We start from the raw sequence: 17,179 nt of genomic DNA, 5'->3' as shown, positions 1-17,179 counted from the left end.
AGCTAGGGCAGCCTTCTACCGCAGGAAACTCAAACTATCTATAAATTCAAAATCCGGTAGATAAAGACGGCCACTTTTCCAGCATTTTTATAACCGGTAAGCTTCGCAGACTCCGAATTAAACCTCCAAATAACCTCGTAACTTCAACTGCAATATCGCGTAGATCAGCTCTGAGTCTTGAATCTCATTCTCTTTAATCTGGCGGATACAATCCTGAACGTCCAAGCGTATAACTGCGATATTCTCATAATCTTCAAGCTGCTGATCCTTGGCACTAATCACTTCTTCGGTATAATAAACATGGGCAATCTCATTGCATCTCCAAGAAGCGGGAAACAGCTTTCCAAGATAGATCATAGTGCCGCACTGCATTCCTGTTTCTTCTAAAAATTCACGTCGTGCAGCCGCTTCCAAATCTTCTCCTGATTCTACGCCTCCGCCCGGCAGCTGTACGATATGGCAGTCTACCGCTTTTCGGAATTGACGGATCAAGATGAACTGGTTGCCATCTCTGGCCAGAATAACAACGGATTCCGGATTTTGTTTGGAGAAATACACCTTGCCATAGCTATCTTCGTAAATCGTAACGCCATTCTTACTTAGTAAGATCTGCTTATCTTCCATTGTTTTGTTCTCCAATTCCTAACATATCTCATTTCACATGTAGAAATCTCATCAGCAGTTAGCTTGAGATTACAAATACTTAATAAACCATTGGCATGCTTCTTCCATCATACTCTGAGATACATAGTGCCCTACACCATCATGAACGGATAACTTTAATTGATCAGACTTCTGTGCATATACGCTTTTTAACTCCCTATATAGATCAATGGTGTATTTTTTCGGCTGATCCAAGTCCTGATCTCCTGCAAGTATAAGGAGCGGCTTGGGATAAAAGTTCTTAATTCGTTTTTCCGGATCAATATCCGCTATATTTCTCATAATTTTCAAGGTCTCTTCATGTGATTTACACAGTTCGTCAGACCATTTCGAATAGGTTGAGGTCTCAAGCCATACATCTTCGAAGCGTTTGAGAAAAGCAGGTAATCCGATCATGGGGACGGCTGCTTTCACACGATCATCCTGAGCTAAAATTGAGTATGTCGCGTATCCACCCATGGACATGCCGGTCACACCTAGTCGCTTGGTATCTGCTCTTGGATCATTGTGAAGATTCTCAATAATAAGGTTTATATCTTTGCAGCTCTGTTGAACCACTTCAATCATATGCAGCCACGTATCCAGACCGGTATCCGCCGGATAGATCTGTCTCGCACCATCCATTTTCTTGATAGACAGTCGTTCTCCATGATCCATTGCATCAAAAGAAATAAAGTATATGCCTTGCTCTGCCAGTCGGTGACCCAACTCAAGACCTTGTTTTCGGGTTCCAAAATAACCGTGAAGATAGATGACTACAGGCATAGCCTCCAGCCCTTCAGGATATACCGTAAACAGAGGGATATTTTGAATATTGTATTGTTCAGTTATTATTCGTTTCATTTAGTTCTTACCTTTCAATTACTTTGATATTAGTAGCACTTGCCAGAAGACTCCTATCAAACTCATCCTTTAATATCGAGTATAGATATGAGTCATGGTATTTACCCTTGTGATACATATGCTCCCGTAAATGCCCTTCCTTAATCATGCCGTTACGGATCATTACACCGGCTGATCCGATGTTTGCCGGCCGGCAGGTTGCATAGATTCGATGAGCACCCAACTCTTGAAATCCTAAGGTTAACATGGCTTTAGCCGTTTCCGATGCGTATCCTTTGCCCCAGTAATCCGGATGAAAACAATAGCCAATCTCCGCATTCTTTCCTTCCATATGTAACCCGCAGCCGCCGATGATTTTTCCATTCTCCTTAAGAGAGACGCCAAGCTCATATCCTACACGCGGTACAGCTTCCTGCATAGCTATCACCCGATCGATATATTCCAGTGTCTCTTCCTCAGTGTTCGGTCCCCAGATCATATACTCCGCGACCTTCAAGTTGGAGGCATAAGCATGAACTTCTTGCCAATCTTCCTTGATAAAATCGCGGATTACAAGCCGCTCTGTCTCAATATACATACCCAACCTCTCCCGATATAAATTTTTGGGTTTTCTTTCCGTTATCATCGTGTTCTTGATATTCACTTTTTGTGTACTCCGAAATAACCTTGGTCCAGAAACGCTGAGCAGGTATATTCGTTGCTAATTGGAACACTTCCCATGCTCCTGGATGTAGATCAAACAACTCTTTGGCGACCTGTTTACCAACACCAGACCGGCGGTATTTTTTCATGATAAAAAACTCGGCCATGGAGAAATACGTCTTCTCCTCCGTTTGAATTTGTCTGACAAGAGCAAAACCAGCATATTTACCGTTTATCTTCAGTAGATAAGGAAAACGGATGGCTGTTTCGGACCAATAGCTATCCAGGTGAGGGTAGTAATCGAACTGTCCGTCGCCTTCCACATCAATATCGATAAATTCCGAAAAGTCGTAAAAGTAATACTGCATTAAATTTGCAAAAATATCTTTTTCATCTTTGGCAGCAAGATATAATTTATAATCCATTCTGATCACATACCTTATAATAGTGTAACCTGAGCTATCACATGTGTAACGTTTTGTATTCCCAGGATTTGTTCTCTATTGTATCATCAAAATGACTCTAAAATGTTATAATTTGTAATCACAAATGCTTAGCACACACAAAAACCGAAGAGCTTAAGGCTCTACGGTTTTATGTATGGACATTGAAGCATTATTGTCATACCGGATAGCAGTAGGACGCAGAACACGTGAAATCATACAATCACTGCAACCCGGACAGTTTAAAAATAAGGTTGAATCGGTTCGACTCCAAAAATTAATAGAACAAGGTGCAGTGAATGAAAAATCACAATTGAACCGATCCATTCGTATCAAGCACAAGGTTCAAGGACCTGTCTAGCTACGCATCTGACACTGTATACGGTCTTAGATAACGGGACAGTATTCCATGTTTAGGCGACAGAAGGAAACTGAGCAGGAACACGATTCCGGTAGCAAATGCCATTGATCCGGAGATGGAGGTGTCTAGCCATACCGCAATGTAGTACCCAGCGACCGCCGATACAACACCGAATGTAGCACTCAGCACTAACATGATCGACATGCGATCAGTCCATAAGTAGGCAGCGGCAGCCGGTGTAATTAACATAGCAACGACCATAATCGCGCCTACCGCATCAAATGCAGCAACGGTTGTCACAGATACAAGTGACATAAACACGTAATGCATAAGAACAACGGGTATACCAATGCTTGCCGCTAGAGCAGGGTCAAATGAAGTGATCTTCCATTCCTTATAGAATGCGAGAATAACCAAGATAACTACCAGCAATACGACGGACAGAATAAATGTCGCCTCAGGGACTTCTCCAAGCCAAGGAATCTGGATTTTGTTCCACGGCACAAAGGTAATCTCACCCATCAACGCGTGCTTCACATCCAAGTGGGCATTCCCAACTTGGGTGGCAATAAGAATGACTCCAACCGCAAACATCGTTGTAAACACCACTCCGATGGAGGCATCCTGCTGAACACCTCGTGAGTGAAACCACTGCACAAGCACGGCGGTCAACAAGCCTGCAATGATGGCTCCTACCAGCATATGAGTTCCCCTAAGCTCCCGGGTGATCAGAAAAGCGGTGACGATGCCGAGCAAAACCGTATGGCTGATGGCATCCGCCATCATTGCCATTCGGCGCAAAATAAGAAATACGCCGATAATACCGCAGGATAAGCCGACAAGAGAAGCGGTAAGTAATATCCACGCTGTATAACTCATCTTAATCCGCCTCCTTAATCGAAACGGTCTGTCTGGACCAGACTTGAGCTTGCCCAGCATGCTGCTTTTTCTGCGAGCGAAGCTGCAAGGCTTGAATCAACAGCCCTTTCTCTGCGCCGAACACAAGCGATATAACAAATAATACAGACGATGAGACGACGATGAACGGCCCGGTAGGCCATCCTTTGCCAAGCGTGCTGATCATCGTTCCCGTCATTCCCGCTCCCCCGCCGAATATCGCCGACAGGATAACCATCCATTTAAAGGAGTGTGTCCAGTAGCGGGCGCTGACAGCTGGAATGATTAGCAGTGCCGACATCAATATGACGCCTACCGCCTGAATGCCGATGACGATTACAAGTACAAGAACGGCCAAGTAGACAGAGTTCATAAGACGGCCGGACAAGCCCAATCCTTTGGCAAAATCAGGATCGAACAAGAACAGCTTCCATTCCTTGAAGGCGATGAACACAACGAGCATGACGAGCACTGCTAGCATTAGCATGGTGTAGACATCCTGACGCACCATGGAAGCCGCCTGGCCAAAAATAAAACTGTCCAGACCACTCTGGTTACCTCCGGCCGATCGGTTAACGATAGTCAGCAGCATAATTCCAAAGCCGAAAAACACTGACAGAATCATGCCCATGGCTGTATCTTCCTTGATCCGGGACGAGGAGCGGATCCATTGGATCATGAAAGCACCGATCAAGGAACTTACGGCTGCCCCTGCGATCATAACAGGTAGACTTTTCGTTCCGGAGAGTGCAAAGGCAATTACAACACCAGGCAATGCCGCATGTGATAACGCATCACTCATCAAGCTTTGTCGTTTCCAATAAGCGAGGCATCCAATAACTCCCGCTGCCATCCCAAGAATCAATGTACTTAAGAGAACCCATTGTGTATTCGGTGAAAAAAGCGTATCCATTCTTTACGCCTCCTTCATCCAGCGCAGTGCCCCGCCATAAGCTTTGTACACATTTTCTTTTGTAAAGACGTCCTCCGTCTTGCCGTGGGCCACGACACCTCGGTTTAGAAGCAGCACATGATCGAAATAGTCCTCTACGGTTTGGAGGTCGTGATGGACAACCATCACCGTTTTACCTGACATCTTTAGCTCCTTCAATGTCGTCATGATGGCACGTTCTGTGGCCGCATCTACGCCAGCCAGCGGTTCATCCATGAAATACAAATCCGCTTCCTGTACCAAAGCACGAGCCAGAAACACCCGCTGCTGCTGTCCCCCGGATAGCTGACTGATCTGCCGCTCCGCATAGTCTGCCATCCCCATCTGCTCAAGTGATGCCATGGCTTTTTCTTTGTGACTGCGCTTAGGCCATTTCAGCCATCCGACCTGACCATACAGTCCCATCATGACAACATCCAGTGCATTGGTCGGGAAATCCCAATCTACTGACCCGCGCTGCGGAACATATCCAACACGTGTCTTTGTTTTACTGAGTGTAGAACCGAAGAAGCTGACGGTGCCTGAAAGTTTCGGGTGAAGCTCCAGCATGACCTTTAGAAGCGTAGATTTCCCCGCACCATTCGGCCCTACGATACTGGTCAGTGAGCCCGGCTGAACATCAAATGTGACATCGTTCAGCACTTTGTTTTTACGATAAGATGCCGTTAATCCTTGAACGTTAAGTACAGACATAATCACTCACCTTTTCCTGTTAATGATTTATAAATCGTGTCCACATTATGGCGATACATTCCAATATAAGTGCCTTCAGGTGTTCCCTCTTTCCCCATTGCATCCGAGAACAGTTCACCGCCGAGTTTAACGTTCAGCCCTTTACTTGCCGCTCCTTCAATGACCGCTTTTATCGAATTTGGATTTATGCTGCTTTCCACAAATACGGCTGGGATGCTGTATTCGAGCAGTATTTGAATGGTCTCGTCAATATCAGAGATCCCGATTTCATCCTCAGTACTCAGTCCCTGTAGTCCAACAACTTTCATATCATGCATTCTTCCAAAATAACCAAAAGCATCGTGTGCCGTGACAATAACACGTTTGTCTTTCTCGATCTGCGCCAGCTTATCCTTAGATTCTTTACTCAGTGCGTCGAGCTCTTCGAAATATTTGATCTTGTTACTTTCAAAGTATTCTGCGTTATCCGGAGAAAACATCTTAAGCTCTTCAACGGCAGAATCCAGAGCCTGTTTCCACAAATCCAGATCGAACCAGATGTGCGGATCTACCGCTTTGGCATCATCCGTCAGCAACTGATCTTTCGGTATCACTTCTCCGATAGCAAGAACAGGTCTGCTCTTACCGATCTGCTCGAAGATTTCCGTCATATTCCCTTCAAGATTCAGACCGGAGTAAAATACGACGTCACCGCCTTCAAGCTTCTGAATATCCCCTTGTGTTGCGTTATACAAATGCGGATCCACACCAGGACCCATCAGACTCTGCACACTCACCTTGTCACCGCCGATAACCGAAATCGGCTCCGCAATTTGTGCAATGGTCGTTACAATCTGGATCTTCCCGTCCACTGATTCCCCATTAGCCTTCTCCTGACGAGCAGAACATCCTGCGAGCACAAGTGAAAACCCTAATACCATAATACTCATGAACTTTGCTGTTTTTTGATACATCTTGTTCTTCACCCTCTTCTCCTCCTAATGTGTATGGGAAGTTTTGTATAGTGTGCCCTCATAAAACAAACATGGACAACAACAAATATTTTTCCCTAAGGCAAAATATATTCTAATTCCAAAGTAATTTCAAAATAGTTATTTGTCAAGAGGTTATATCTTTTAAAAACCTGCTTAATTCGTCCTACACAAGGATCTGATAGTAAAGAAGAAACTCCTTATAACATGCGTAATATCAGCCTAAACAGCAGAAAAAGTCACATATACAGGAGCATGTTTTTTTCATTAGGTAAACATTTTTAGCTGCATTAAAAATATTTTTTTAATATGACTCTCATCGCAAATTGAACACAAAAAAACTCCCATTCGATAATTGTTCGACCGAATATTTCAGGCCTGATAATTATTGAACAGGAGCTTTTCTATTATTAATTGATTTATGGAAGTTCTAGTACTCATGTCCGCGAACTTTAGCATAGATCATGAGATCCATAAGTTCCCCGCTGCCATCCCTCTTCCAATTCCGATGTATACCTTCAAGCGAAAAACCAGTCCTTTCCGCTATATGTTGACTACGAGTATTTTTGTAATCGACCCGAATCTCAACCCGATTAGCTTCTAGTTCACGGATAGCGTAATCCGTAATACCGTTCACGGCTTCAGTCATCAATCCCTTTCCAGAGCATGAGCTGCGTATCCAGTACCCGATCTCAAACTTACGTGCTTCCCAATCGATCCGGTGTAAACCGCTGCTGCCCACGAATGAGCCCGTCTGTTTATCAAAAAGATGCAGTACCAAATCCGTTCTTTCCTGGAAATTCAATCTGGCTTTTCGAACAAAAGCTTCCGATTCTTCCACTGAGGGAATGTTATTCGCAAAAGGAAGCCACCTTCGCAGATCTTCCGCACTCTCCCTGACAGCTTCGTTAACAGCCACACCATCACCCCATAACGGGGCACGAATAAGCAGTCGGTCCGTTTCAAAACTTTCAGGAAACTCAAGCAGTATCAAGCTCATTATTCTAAGCCCCCTCATCAATTGAATAAACGAATCTGTTTAATCTGCGTCAGGATTCGGTCCAATCTTTTTCTAGTATCCGTTCGGTGATCTGGAAGAAGATCGATAGCAGACATAGAGGCAATCTGCTCCACAACAGCATCAATGCTCATCGAATCAGTGTCTAAATTATGTCCAAACACTTCATGAGACAAACCATGAATACACCGGTCAATTTGCTGAGCTGGCCAGCTATCTGACCCATCCCCCCGACTTCTAAGCCGCTTGAGTAAGACTTCCCTTGAAGCACAGAGCGTGTAATGATGTATAGTCACACCTTCGCGCCTTAACCGGCCGACAATCTCATCAAAGTATTGAGTATCCGTAATCGTCATAGGGACGATTATGATTCGGGACGACGTCTCATCTAAATAGCGTAGCATTGAGTAATTAAATTCTCTCCACATGGGGTAATGCTGAAAATCACTTACTTTAGATTCATCCGGTACATTTTTACGTATAAAATAACCTGCATTCTCGGGATCGTACAAAAATGAGTCGGGGATTCTTCGATTCAGTTCGTAAGAAGCCTGGCTTTTTCCCGATCCAAAAGCCCCGTTGATCCATATAATCATAATTTCACTCCGGTATGTATTTTTTAATAGTTTAATCGACTGCCTTAGCAGGTTCATCATAGCGGGCGTAATCTATAAATCTGGTACCTTGGTATGTAAGTATACCAATATCTCCCTCAACAAGCATCCCGAATTTTTTGGCCTTCACTTCAAACTCCTGCCGTGAATGATCTTCAAATTCAAAGGTAATGTAATAACTTGTTGATGCTCTTGAATCGCCAGATCCGCCCCAAACTTCCGTCCGTTTAGTGACGATCTCACTTGGCTTGTTCAACATTTCAGCTGCATTATTAGATGACCAAGTGATCAAGCCTTGAACTCCTTTGGCAAGAACGATGATAACAACGACCACCACAACAATGCCAGCAAACATGGGAATAAATGCCGGAGCTCCGCCGAATCCTGGGCTGCGTAATGCCTCCATCTCGATCTTCCCTTCATTTAATTTTCCATCAGTGCTACTTTTAATAACGTCCTTAGTCCCGGAATAGTTACAAACAGCAGTAAAAAAATACCTCTAATTACGACTCAACGATTATGATCTATTACGAATTAATAGAATAACTAGATACTTATAGAAAAATGAATTTGCATCTTATTACGCTTCACCAGACTTTGCCTGCGGTTCCTCCAATTACATAACTGGCTAAATGTCTTGTCCTGCAAGGACTAAAGAGATTTTCCCGCTCTGAAATTGTGACAAATCTGGTAACTATCGCGAATGTATGAACAAAGTATGAACTCACCGTAAACCGCAGTATTACAGTGATCTGTCTCACATTCAGTTCGGTTTGTAACAATTTGAACACACAATGTTACATACTTCGTCATTATTAAACCATTAAATGTAAATATAGCAAGTAAATTCATTTTGCAAAGCGCTGACGGACTTCTTACTATAGCAATAGGAATGAATAACGCTTGAAGAACGAGTAGGAAGGAAAGGGGTACAACATGAAAAAGAGAGGGCCGTTATTTGCATTGTTCCTGAGCTTAACCTTGCTCTTATCGGGATGCAGCTCGCTTACGGTATTAGATCCTAAGGGACCAGCTGCAAGGACCCTATCCGAGACCATCATATTATCCATAATCATGATGCTCGGAGTTTTAGCTGTAGTTTACGTCTTATTTGTCTTTATGCTAGTGAAATACCGGGCTAAGAAATCTAATGAAGGTTATGTGCCTCCACATGAAGAGGGCAGCAAGTGGTTAGAGATAACTTGGATTACTATTCCTATTATTATTGTAGCCTTTCTATCAGTAGTAACTGTGAAAACCACGGTTGCCGTTGAAAACGTTCCAGAGGGCTATGAGGACCAGAAACCTCTTGTTATCTACGCCTCTTCCTCGGACTGGAAATGGCACTTTAGTTATCCGGAGGAAGGCATTGAGACCGTTAACTATGTGAACATCCCGACAAATCGTCCGATTGAGTTCCGGAATTATTCCTTCGGGCCGATCACCAGCTTATGGATTCCTCAGCTGGCGGGACAAAAGTATGCCATGAGCGACATGTTAACTAAACTCAATCTGGTTGCTGATGTCCCTGGATCTTACATTGGTAAGAACTCGAACTTTAGCGGCGAAGGTTTCGCACACATGGAATTCGAAACACTGGCAATGACTCCTGCTGAGTTTGATGAGTGGGTGAAAGACGTTAAGGAGACTGCACCTGAATTAACCGAAGCCGATTTCAACAAGCTGCTTGAAACGGATCATGTCGGTAGAATGTCTTTCTCGAATAACCACCTGACTTTCAGCCCTCCACCTGCTGAGCATGGTCATCACGGAAATGCAGCTCATCAGGAGGACGGAACAGAGCATTCCGATCCGGACAGTGAACATAATGATAACCCGGATGAACATAGCTCAACAAACCATGAAGGACATTAATGTTATGGAGGACCTGCTCCTCCATAAGACGAAATGCACTTCGGACATCCAGAAAGGAGTTAAGCCCTTATGAAATGGGACGAATTTTTCGTTACCGGTGAACCATTAATCTACGGCGCCATGGTGAGTATCGTACTCGTCTCGCTCGCAATTCTCGTAGGTCTAACCTACTTCAAAAAATGGGGATATTTGTGGCGGGAATGGCTAACTACAGTAGATCATAAGAAAATAGGTGTAATGTATATCATATCTGCATTACTTATGCTGTTCCGTGGCGGTGCTGAAGCACTTTTGATGCGTGCTCAAACATCCATGCCTGATATGAAAATTTTGGACGCACAGCACTATAACGAAATATTTACAACACACGGCCTTATCATGATTCTCTTTATGGCTATGCCATTTATCTTTGGTCTGATGAACGTAATCATCCCGCTGCAGATTGGCGCACGTGACGTTGCTTTTCCGCGTCTAAATGCAATCAGCTTCTGGTTGTTCTTCGCAGGAGCTATGCTTCTTAATCTCGCCTTCGTTATCGGAGGATCACCTGACGCAGGATGGACCGCATATTTCCCTCTGGCCAGCAATGAATTCAGCCCGGGTGTAGGTATGAACTATTACTCCCTCGCCCTTCAAATATCAGGGATCGGGACACTGCTTACCGGTGTAAACTTTATTGTTACCATTCTTAAAATGCGCGCACCAGGCATGACTCTGATGAAGATGCCGATGTTTACCTGGTCCATTCTCATTACTTGTGTCATCATTATCTTTGCATTCCCAGTATTGACGATTGCACTGCTTCTGATGATGTTTGACCGACTTTTCGGTTCCCAGTTCTTTACGATGGCGAACGGCGGTATGGATATGCTGTGGGCCAACCTGTTCTGGGTATGGGGTCACCCTGAAGTATATATTGTTATTCTGCCTGCCTTCGGTATTTACAGTGAGATTATTTCGGCCTTCTCGAAAAAAAATCTTTATGGTTATACATCGATGGTTATCAGTATGGCCGTGATTTCCGCTTTGTCTTTCCTTGTCTGGGCTCACCATTTCTACACCATGGGTCAAGGCGCTATGGTCAACGGTTTCTTCTCCATTACAACGATGGCTATTGCCGTTCCGACCGGAGTCAAGATTTTCAACTGGCTGTTCACGATGCGAAAGGGCCGAATAACCTTTACGACACCGATGCTTTATTCACTGGCCTTTATTCCAGTCTTTACGATCGGTGGTGTGACAGGTGTCATGCTGGCGATGGCCAGCGCGGACTATCAGTATCACAACACGATGTTCTTGGTGGCGCATTTCCACTACACTCTCATACCAGGTGCCGTGTTTGCTGTACTCGCAGGTTTCCATTACTGGTTCCCTAAAGTGTTCGGCTTCCGCCTGAACGAGCGACTTGGTAAAGCCGCCTTTTGGTTCATCGCCATTTCGTTTAACGTAACTTTCTTCCCGATGTTCTTCCTGGGATTGAAAGGTATGACGCGCCGGATGTACACCTATTCAGCTGAGACAGGATTCGGACCACTGAGCATGATCTCGATGGTCGGTGCAATCGGTTTGACGATAGGTTTCATTCTTCTCGTCTACAACATTTACTGGAGCACACGTTATCAACCTCGGGACAAAACCGGAGATCCATGGGATGCTCGTTCGTTGGAATGGTCTACGCATAGTCCTGTGCCAGTATATAACTTTGCTATTACACCAAAGGTTAATAAACGTGATGCCTACTGGTTCGCCAAGCAGGATAAAGTTCCACTGTCAGATGAAAAGATTACGAAAATTCATATGCCGAGCAATTCAGGAAAACCATTCATTCTCGGTGTAGTCTTCTTCTTCTTCGGATTCTTCTTGGTATTCAGTTGGTGGACACCAGCTATTATTTCCGGTATAGCTCTCATCATAGTTTTGGCTACGATGTCCTTCGACCGTGATAACGGTTACTATATTCCGGTAGAAGAGATTGTTCAAACAGAAAACAAATTGCGGGGTGATACGGTATGAAAATAGATGCCACTCAGCCGCTTGAATACGGAACAGAGGAAAATAGCAACAAGATTTTTGGATTCTGGTTGTTTCTCGGAGCTGAAATCGCACTGTTCGCAACCCTGTTTACCACCTACTTGATTTTGGTCAATCGCTTTGCGTCTGGCCCGAGCGGTGCTGAAATATTTGAGATTGGTCCAGTTTTGGTCGAGACCTTCCTCTTGCTAACATCAAGCTTCACAATTGGACTTGCGGTTCACAGTATGCGCCTTGGTCTGAAAAAGCAGATGATGATCTTCTTGATCATCACCCTGCTGCTCGGCGCTGGATTCCTTGGAATCGAAATATACGAGTTCTTCACTTACGTTCATGAGGGTGCTACATTATCGACAAGTGCTTTCTTGTCCAGCTTGTTCGTACTTCTGGGTACTCACGGTGCGCACGTTGCCTTCGGCCTCTTGTGGGGATCGGCTATTCTAATCCAGTTGAAAAAGCATGGCTTGGATCATCGTACAGCTAACAAATCATTTATCTTCTCGCTGTACTGGCACTTCCTGGATGTTGTGTGGATCTTTATCTTCAGCTTTGTTTACCTGAAAGGACTGATGTGACATGATGAAACAGCTGTTTCCGATTAAGCATGTAGTAGGTTATGTTTCCTCTCTCGTCCTTACAGCCCTTGCACTGGTTGTGCTTATGGATTTTCCGGATGCGGTGAAAATGGGAATACTTGCAGTAACAGCTATACTGCAAGCATCCCTCCAGCTCGTCTTGTTCATGCACATCGGGGAATCGGACGAAAAAAAATCACTGTATATCAATATCGCCTATGCATTGTTCGTTGCATTGGTTACGATTTTTGGATCGCTCTTCATCTTTGTGTGGGGCTGGTACGCTTAATACTCGTAAACCGAACCTGCATGAAGCTTGAAAACACTAAAAATGCCCTCCTTGATTTCTCAAGGAGGGCATTTTATGTTCAGCGTTCTCGTATCCATTTTATCAGTACATATATACTACCAACAACAATCAAGACTAGACCGATAAGCAAACAAATACGAACCAGCATCGGACCAAGATTCATGAGTGACCCTTCAGGGTCTGACGTTGCAGAGACCATGAGACACATCAGGCCAACCGCCATTAGCGCCACAGCGAGCATCCACTCAACCTTCCTCATAATCTTCCTCCTGACTTCCCGAAAGAGGAAAACATATGTCGAATCTCGTGCCAACTCCTGTTGTGCTGCTTACGTGAATTTCGCCGCCTTGCAGATCAATCAGTTTTTTAGCGATAGATAATCCCAATCCAGTGCCGCCATACTGGCGGGAGCGAGACTTCTCCACCCGGTAGAACCGGTCGAATAAGAACGGAAGCTCATCCTCAGGTATTCCTATACCTGTATCTTCAATCGTCATCGTTACTTGATTGGCATCATCATTGTGCAGTGACACTGTAACATCTCCAGACTCCGTATATCGCACAGCATTATCCAACATATTTATAAAAATCTGCTCCATACGTAGACCGTCACCTCGGATCAATGGAATATGAGAGCCATAATTAGCTTGTAAATTCAAACCCTTCTCTTTAACTCTCCATTCCATTTTACGAACCGCACTTCGGGCGATCTCTGAAAGGTCTATCCACTCCAGTGTCAAGCTGATCTTTCCTTCTTCCATCTTAGCCAGCTCGAACAAATCATTTACCAGCCGCTGCAGACGAACAGCTTCCTCCTGAATGATATCAAGATACTTGTCCTTCTCTTCCTCTGAGGTATATAACTTCTCCTTTACAACTTTTGCGTAGCCTTCCAAATACGTAATCGGTGTGCGCAGCTCATGAGATATATTTGCAAAGAACTCTTGCCTTGTATCCTGGTAGCGCTGCAAATCCCTTGCTAGATCATTAATGGCCTCGGCAAGCAAGCCAATTTCGTCCCTGCTCTTAATCGTGAGTCGTGTTTCCAAATCTCCCACAGCAATTTTGCGGGTTGCTTGCTGCATTTGCAGTAATGGACGGGATAATACCTGAGCCGATATCCAAATGAAACCCAGCGCAAGTAGAAATGCTCCAAATCCTGACAGAATAAGCAAATTGCGTATATTTGCGATGGACTTATCGACATGTTGCGTTGAAGCCAGCACATATAAAGCTGAGTCGCTTATACGATAGGTGTCATCCTGTGGAATAGCCATACCGGTTACAAGATAGTGATTGCCGTCTGGATCTGTGTGTTTGAAGTTCACGGTCTCCCCGGAGAAAATTTTTTGAACATCTTTGTCGCGAATGAAAGAATGATCCGAAGGATCATGCGAGCCTGAATGTGCTGTTACATCTCCTTTATTGCTGATAAAGAATATACTCACGTCAGAGAAATCCGCAAATGCTTCAAGAGAATGCTCGGATGATTGATCCTTCGATGCAGCCATCATAACAAAGTGCGCTGTCATTTCACTATAGTTGTTTCTCATTTCCGCGTAGTGAAAATTAGTAAACATACGGTCTATAGCCACACCTAGAAAAAGGATTACAATCAAAAACAAGGATATCATCCATAAACCAAGCTTTGTTCCGATTCGGTTATGAATCATGCTGCTCACCAGCCAGGTGGAATTTATATCCAATCCCCCATACCGTTTGAACCGGATTATAACTCAGACCAGCCTTGTGCGCTTTTTCCCGGATATTTTTCACATGCGTATCAATGACACGCGATTCCCCATGATAATCATACTCCCACAGACGTTCAACAAGCTCTTCTCGGGAATAGGCACGATGATTGTTTTGTGCAAGCGTAAGTAGCAGATCGAATTCTTTTTGAGTAAAATCTATGGGCTGATTACGAATTAATACTTCACGCCCCTCAGGGTGGATCGACAGCTCGGGGTAGTGCAGTTTCACTTCAGGCGGTACACTCATTTTCGATATCGTATACCGGCGGATTAGGGAATACAACCTTGCAATGAGCTCCTCGGATTCGAACGGCTTAGTTAGATAATCATCTGCACCGATGCCCAGACCATGAACTTTGTCCTTCGTTTCCGAACGTGCGGTCAACATCAGAATTGGAACTTGGCTGCGTTCGCGAATTTTTTTGCATACTTGCCATCCATCCGTATCCGGCATCATCACATCGAGAAGAATAACATCAAAAGAATGCTGCATCGCCAAAACCAGTGCCTCATGGCCCGTTGCCGCCTCCTTAACCTCGAAACCTTCCTTCATCAGATAAATCCGCAATAAATTGCGCATATTCCACTCATCATCTACTACAAGTACTTTTATTTTCATTAGCGCTTCACCTGCTCTATAATCATAATTCCCTTAATTATAAGTCAAAAATATGTTGAAAACATGAAGACACTCTTTCAAGTCCGAAATTCGGATTACCGGAATTGACGTTGACGGTTAGTTCGATTGGCAGCGTCTGGTTATGGTTCAATTAAAAGAAAAAACCAGTCTAAAACACACAACGTGTCAGACTGGATTTTGACATCTGTTCTTTAGGAATCTTGCAATGAGCCTGCTTCGCTGTCCCACATCATTGGGCCACCGTTACCGCGCATCATGTGGCCGCTATTTACGGCATCACGAGAGGTTTGTCCTCCGCTACGCATCATGCCACCGTTGTTCCCGTGACAGCTCTCATACATTTCATTCAGCTGCTGCTCCGAAGCTCCCGGGTGCATTTGTTTCATAAACGGCAGCATGTCCTGAAAAGACAGATCATTTACATCGGCATATACCATCGTGCCGAGTCCAAATGTAAGAACTGCAACCCCTATTCCAGCGAGAAATTTGTTCTTCATGATGTATCGCCTCCTTATAAACCCATCATAAAGAGAAATGATGTGGTTTTTGTGTGGATGCTGTGACACTGATGTGAATTAGTGTCCGCTATGAGCATCCCCACCGGAAGACGGAACAATTTCAAGCATATCATCGATTTCGCTTTGACCTTTGTCAGAAATCGAATTTACATCTCCTGTGATCCATGCATGATTGTACGGCCCCTCTGTAGGACTCTTCTCGAATTTAGGCTGAATCGACATTACATATTTCATCACAGACTCCGGCATTCCGTCCTTGTCTGTATACAGAAGCGGTGCATGCTTGCCCAAGTGGGAGAATGGGGCGACCGCAATACTCAGCATGGTAGAGTCAGCAGGCAGGAACGAGAAGTTATGTCCAGGACTGTCAATACCCCAGCCGAATTCCGTTTCAATATCCTTGAATTTGGAAAAATTCACAGCATTCTCATATGGATCTTCTCCGGATATCCGCGTAACCTTTCCATAAGCCTTCAATTCTTCCTCAACTTTTTTGGATATCGAAGATTCAGGTCCAATCAAATAAATATTCGCTTTACCGCCGCGAGTATTCAGAGCCTCAATCGTCTCTTTAGGCACCTCGTCCTTATTAACGTATAGCAGAGGTTCAGGCATATGAGCAATCCAGTTCACAGCCGGCAGTGTATATTCAGGGCTGTCCATCGATCCGACAATGACGGATTCCGGCGTACTCCCCGCTACTTTGGCGTAATAAGCGTCTATAGCCTTAGCTACAGCAGCAGGCTCTTCCCCTTCCACTTTATCTACTTTGTAATTCAGCTCTTTGAGCTGCTCTTCCACTTTCTCAGCAACCTTGCCAACAATAATTACCTGAACTCCATCGTTGCTCGCAGAGCCTTTTGGATTTAATCGTTTCAGTTCATTAAGCGAAGCTTCCGGAATTCCATCCCTATTCACAAACAAAATCGGTCCGTTGCTCGGATGATGGATCAGATCGGCGCTGGCTGCCGCAATCTGCCAGTTCTCTGAATCCACAAGCACAACGCTCCCAGCCTTGTTGTTATCATTCGTTGATGTCCAGAGCGTCTTGGAAGCCAATACAGCTGCTTCTACGGGATCGGATGTGTTAATCCGCGTCGTATTCTTGGTACCGACCCATGGCGTGCTCACTTCCGTCTGAGAGACAGCTGTGCTTCCAGTAGAAGGATTAGAAGGTGGCTGAGCGTTGTCATTATCCTGACATCCTGCCAATATGCCTACTGCAAACAAAGCTGTTGCACCGGCAGCTAACACTTTTTTCATAGATAAATCCCTCCAGATCTTCTGCTTTGTCTCGTCCTATCTTTGGACTGTTATCAACTTACCCAACAAATATGTGGAATCTGTGTAGGAAGTGTGAATTTTCTGAAGGGTTCAAA

Annotated in this window: 20 protein-coding genes; 4 read left to right on the top strand and 16 right to left on the bottom strand. The window is 44.5% G+C overall.

Going from position 1 to position 17,179, the window contains the following annotated elements; genetic code table 11:
* Positions 1–117: 117 nt before the first annotated feature.
* The 11 genes from MNQ98_RS13520 to MNQ98_RS13470 form a co-directional block, all read right to left on the bottom strand.
* Positions 118–624, bottom strand: coding sequence for an NUDIX hydrolase (locus tag MNQ98_RS13520; protein WP_241933630.1), 507 nt, complete (start codon positions 622–624; stop codon positions 118–120).
* Positions 625–693: 69 nt separating this feature from the next.
* Entirely contained in the window at positions 694–1,506 is an 813-nt protein-coding gene (locus tag MNQ98_RS13515; protein ID WP_241933629.1) for an alpha/beta hydrolase family protein, read from the bottom strand.
* Positions 1,507–1,513: 7 nt separating this feature from the next.
* Positions 1,514–2,083, bottom strand: coding sequence for a GNAT family N-acetyltransferase (locus MNQ98_RS13510; protein WP_241933628.1), 570 nt, complete (start codon positions 2,081–2,083; stop codon positions 1,514–1,516).
* A complete protein-coding gene (locus MNQ98_RS13505; protein ID WP_241933627.1) occupies positions 2,073–2,573 on the bottom strand; it encodes a GNAT family N-acetyltransferase in 501 nt (166 codons plus the stop codon). The genes MNQ98_RS13510 and MNQ98_RS13505 overlap by 11 nt, the downstream gene beginning before the upstream one ends.
* Before the next feature lie 379 nt (positions 2,574–2,952).
* Entirely contained in the window at positions 2,953–3,831 is an 879-nt protein-coding gene (locus tag MNQ98_RS13500; RefSeq protein WP_208914130.1) for a metal ABC transporter permease, read from the bottom strand.
* Position 3,832: 1 nt separating this feature from the next.
* A complete protein-coding gene (locus MNQ98_RS13495; protein WP_241933626.1) occupies positions 3,833–4,762 on the bottom strand; it encodes a metal ABC transporter permease in 930 nt (309 codons plus the stop codon).
* Positions 4,763–4,765: 3 nt separating this feature from the next.
* Positions 4,766–5,494, bottom strand: coding sequence for a metal ABC transporter ATP-binding protein (locus MNQ98_RS13490; RefSeq protein WP_241933625.1), 729 nt, complete (start codon positions 5,492–5,494; stop codon positions 4,766–4,768).
* Between the two features lie 2 nt (positions 5,495–5,496).
* On the bottom strand, positions 5,497–6,423 hold the full coding sequence (locus tag MNQ98_RS13485; protein WP_241933920.1) for a metal ABC transporter solute-binding protein, Zn/Mn family: 927 nt from the start codon (positions 6,421–6,423) through the stop codon (positions 5,497–5,499).
* 472 nt (positions 6,424–6,895) lie between these two features.
* Positions 6,896–7,465 carry a GNAT family N-acetyltransferase gene (locus MNQ98_RS13480; RefSeq protein WP_241933624.1) on the bottom strand — a complete coding sequence of 190 codons (570 nt, stop codon included), beginning with the start codon at positions 7,463–7,465 and terminating at the stop codon, positions 6,896–6,898.
* A 17-nt stretch (positions 7,466–7,482) separates the two neighbouring features.
* Positions 7,483–8,079, bottom strand: coding sequence for an AAA family ATPase (locus MNQ98_RS13475; protein WP_241933623.1), 597 nt, complete (start codon positions 8,077–8,079; stop codon positions 7,483–7,485).
* Between the two features lie 31 nt (positions 8,080–8,110).
* Positions 8,111–8,503, bottom strand: a complete 393-nt coding sequence (locus MNQ98_RS13470; RefSeq protein ID WP_241933622.1) for a DUF2500 domain-containing protein — start codon at positions 8,501–8,503, stop codon at positions 8,111–8,113.
* A 530-nt stretch (positions 8,504–9,033) separates the two neighbouring features.
* On the opposite strand from MNQ98_RS13470, the gene qoxA reads away from it, so the two are divergent.
* The 4 genes from qoxA to qoxD all read left to right on the top strand — a co-directional run bounded on the left by qoxA (position 9,034) and on the right by qoxD (position 12,867).
* On the top strand, positions 9,034–9,972 hold the full coding sequence (gene qoxA / locus MNQ98_RS13465) for a cytochrome aa3 quinol oxidase subunit II (RefSeq protein WP_241933621.1): 939 nt from the start codon (positions 9,034–9,036) through the stop codon (positions 9,970–9,972).
* 69 nt (positions 9,973–10,041) lie between these two features.
* Positions 10,042–11,985 carry a cytochrome aa3 quinol oxidase subunit I gene (gene qoxB / locus MNQ98_RS13460; RefSeq protein ID WP_241933620.1) on the top strand — a complete coding sequence of 648 codons (1,944 nt, stop codon included), beginning with the start codon at positions 10,042–10,044 and terminating at the stop codon, positions 11,983–11,985.
* Positions 11,982–12,578 carry a cytochrome aa3 quinol oxidase subunit III gene (qoxC, locus tag MNQ98_RS13455; protein WP_241933619.1) on the top strand — a complete coding sequence of 199 codons (597 nt, stop codon included), beginning with the start codon at positions 11,982–11,984 and terminating at the stop codon, positions 12,576–12,578. Before qoxB ends, qoxC begins: the two co-directional genes overlap by 4 nt.
* 1 nt (position 12,579) lies before the next feature.
* Complete coding sequence (gene qoxD / locus MNQ98_RS13450) at positions 12,580–12,867, top strand: cytochrome aa3 quinol oxidase subunit IV (RefSeq protein ID WP_241933618.1); 288 nt, start codon at positions 12,580–12,582, stop codon at positions 12,865–12,867.
* Between the two features lie 79 nt (positions 12,868–12,946).
* Here qoxD and MNQ98_RS13445 read toward each other — a convergent pair whose 3' ends face one another.
* The 5 genes from MNQ98_RS13445 to MNQ98_RS13425 form a co-directional block, all read right to left on the bottom strand.
* Positions 12,947–13,147 carry a hypothetical protein gene (locus tag MNQ98_RS13445; protein ID WP_241933617.1) on the bottom strand — a complete coding sequence of 67 codons (201 nt, stop codon included), beginning with the start codon at positions 13,145–13,147 and terminating at the stop codon, positions 12,947–12,949.
* Entirely contained in the window at positions 13,134–14,561 is a 1,428-nt protein-coding gene (locus MNQ98_RS13440) for a sensor histidine kinase (RefSeq protein ID WP_241933616.1), read from the bottom strand. Before MNQ98_RS13440 ends, MNQ98_RS13445 begins: the two co-directional genes overlap by 14 nt.
* Entirely contained in the window at positions 14,551–15,261 is a 711-nt protein-coding gene (locus tag MNQ98_RS13435) for a response regulator transcription factor (RefSeq protein ID WP_241933615.1), read from the bottom strand. Before MNQ98_RS13435 ends, MNQ98_RS13440 begins: the two co-directional genes overlap by 11 nt.
* A 212-nt stretch (positions 15,262–15,473) precedes the next feature.
* On the bottom strand, positions 15,474–15,779 hold the full coding sequence (locus tag MNQ98_RS13430) for a hypothetical protein (RefSeq protein WP_241933614.1): 306 nt from the start codon (positions 15,777–15,779) through the stop codon (positions 15,474–15,476).
* A 78-nt stretch (positions 15,780–15,857) separates the two neighbouring features.
* Positions 15,858–17,063 (bottom strand): cell wall-binding repeat-containing protein, encoded by a 1,206-nt coding sequence (locus MNQ98_RS13425; RefSeq protein WP_241933613.1) that lies wholly within the window; start codon positions 17,061–17,063, stop codon positions 15,858–15,860.
* Between the last annotated feature and the right edge of the window lie 116 nt (positions 17,064–17,179).

The sequence above is a fragment of the Paenibacillus sp. N3/727 genome (assembly GCF_022637315.1).
GTDB classification, from domain to species: Bacteria; Bacillota; Bacilli; order Paenibacillales; family Paenibacillaceae; genus Paenibacillus_AQ; species Paenibacillus_AQ uliginis.
The sequence above is the reverse complement of the archived record's forward strand: the minus strand, read 5'-3'. Positions and strand labels throughout refer to the sequence as shown.

Excerpts from the sequence above, each read along its gene's own strand:
- MNQ98_RS13520 (WP_241933630.1), bottom strand. The coding sequence starts at position 624 with ATGGAAGATAAGCAGATCTTACTAAGTAAGAATGGCGTTACGATTTAC.
- MNQ98_RS13515 (WP_241933629.1), bottom strand. The coding sequence starts at position 1,506 with ATGAAACGAATAATAACTGAACAATACAATATTCAAAATATCCCTCTG.
- MNQ98_RS13510 (WP_241933628.1), bottom strand. The coding sequence starts at position 2,083 with ATGTATATTGAGACAGAGCGGCTTGTAATCCGCGATTTTATCAAGGAA.
- MNQ98_RS13505 (WP_241933627.1), bottom strand. The coding sequence starts at position 2,573 with ATGGATTATAAATTATATCTTGCTGCCAAAGATGAAAAAGATATTTTT.
- MNQ98_RS13500 (WP_208914130.1), bottom strand. The coding sequence starts at position 3,831 with ATGAGTTATACAGCGTGGATATTACTTACCGCTTCTCTTGTCGGCTTA.
- MNQ98_RS13495 (WP_241933626.1), bottom strand. The coding sequence starts at position 4,762 with ATGGATACGCTTTTTTCACCGAATACACAATGGGTTCTCTTAAGTACA.
- MNQ98_RS13490 (WP_241933625.1), bottom strand. The coding sequence starts at position 5,494 with ATGTCTGTACTTAACGTTCAAGGATTAACGGCATCTTATCGTAAAAAC.
- MNQ98_RS13485 (WP_241933920.1), bottom strand. The coding sequence starts at position 6,423 with ATGAGTATTATGGTATTAGGGTTTTCACTTGTGCTCGCAGGATGTTCT.
- MNQ98_RS13480 (WP_241933624.1), bottom strand. The coding sequence starts at position 7,465 with ATGAGCTTGATACTGCTTGAGTTTCCTGAAAGTTTTGAAACGGACCGA.
- MNQ98_RS13475 (WP_241933623.1), bottom strand. The coding sequence starts at position 8,079 with ATGATTATATGGATCAACGGGGCTTTTGGATCGGGAAAAAGCCAGGCT.
- MNQ98_RS13470 (WP_241933622.1), bottom strand. The coding sequence starts at position 8,503 with ATGGAGGCATTACGCAGCCCAGGATTCGGCGGAGCTCCGGCATTTATT.
- qoxA (WP_241933621.1), top strand. The coding sequence starts at position 9,034 with ATGAAAAAGAGAGGGCCGTTATTTGCATTGTTCCTGAGCTTAACCTTG.
- qoxB (WP_241933620.1), top strand. The coding sequence starts at position 10,042 with ATGAAATGGGACGAATTTTTCGTTACCGGTGAACCATTAATCTACGGC.
- qoxC (WP_241933619.1), top strand. The coding sequence starts at position 11,982 with ATGAAAATAGATGCCACTCAGCCGCTTGAATACGGAACAGAGGAAAAT.
- qoxD (WP_241933618.1), top strand. The coding sequence starts at position 12,580 with ATGATGAAACAGCTGTTTCCGATTAAGCATGTAGTAGGTTATGTTTCC.
- MNQ98_RS13445 (WP_241933617.1), bottom strand. The coding sequence starts at position 13,147 with ATGAGGAAGGTTGAGTGGATGCTCGCTGTGGCGCTAATGGCGGTTGGC.
- MNQ98_RS13440 (WP_241933616.1), bottom strand. The coding sequence starts at position 14,561 with ATGATTCATAACCGAATCGGAACAAAGCTTGGTTTATGGATGATATCC.
- MNQ98_RS13435 (WP_241933615.1), bottom strand. The coding sequence starts at position 15,261 with ATGAAAATAAAAGTACTTGTAGTAGATGATGAGTGGAATATGCGCAAT.
- MNQ98_RS13430 (WP_241933614.1), bottom strand. The coding sequence starts at position 15,779 with ATGAAGAACAAATTTCTCGCTGGAATAGGGGTTGCAGTTCTTACATTT.
- MNQ98_RS13425 (WP_241933613.1), bottom strand. The coding sequence starts at position 17,063 with ATGAAAAAAGTGTTAGCTGCCGGTGCAACAGCTTTGTTTGCAGTAGGC.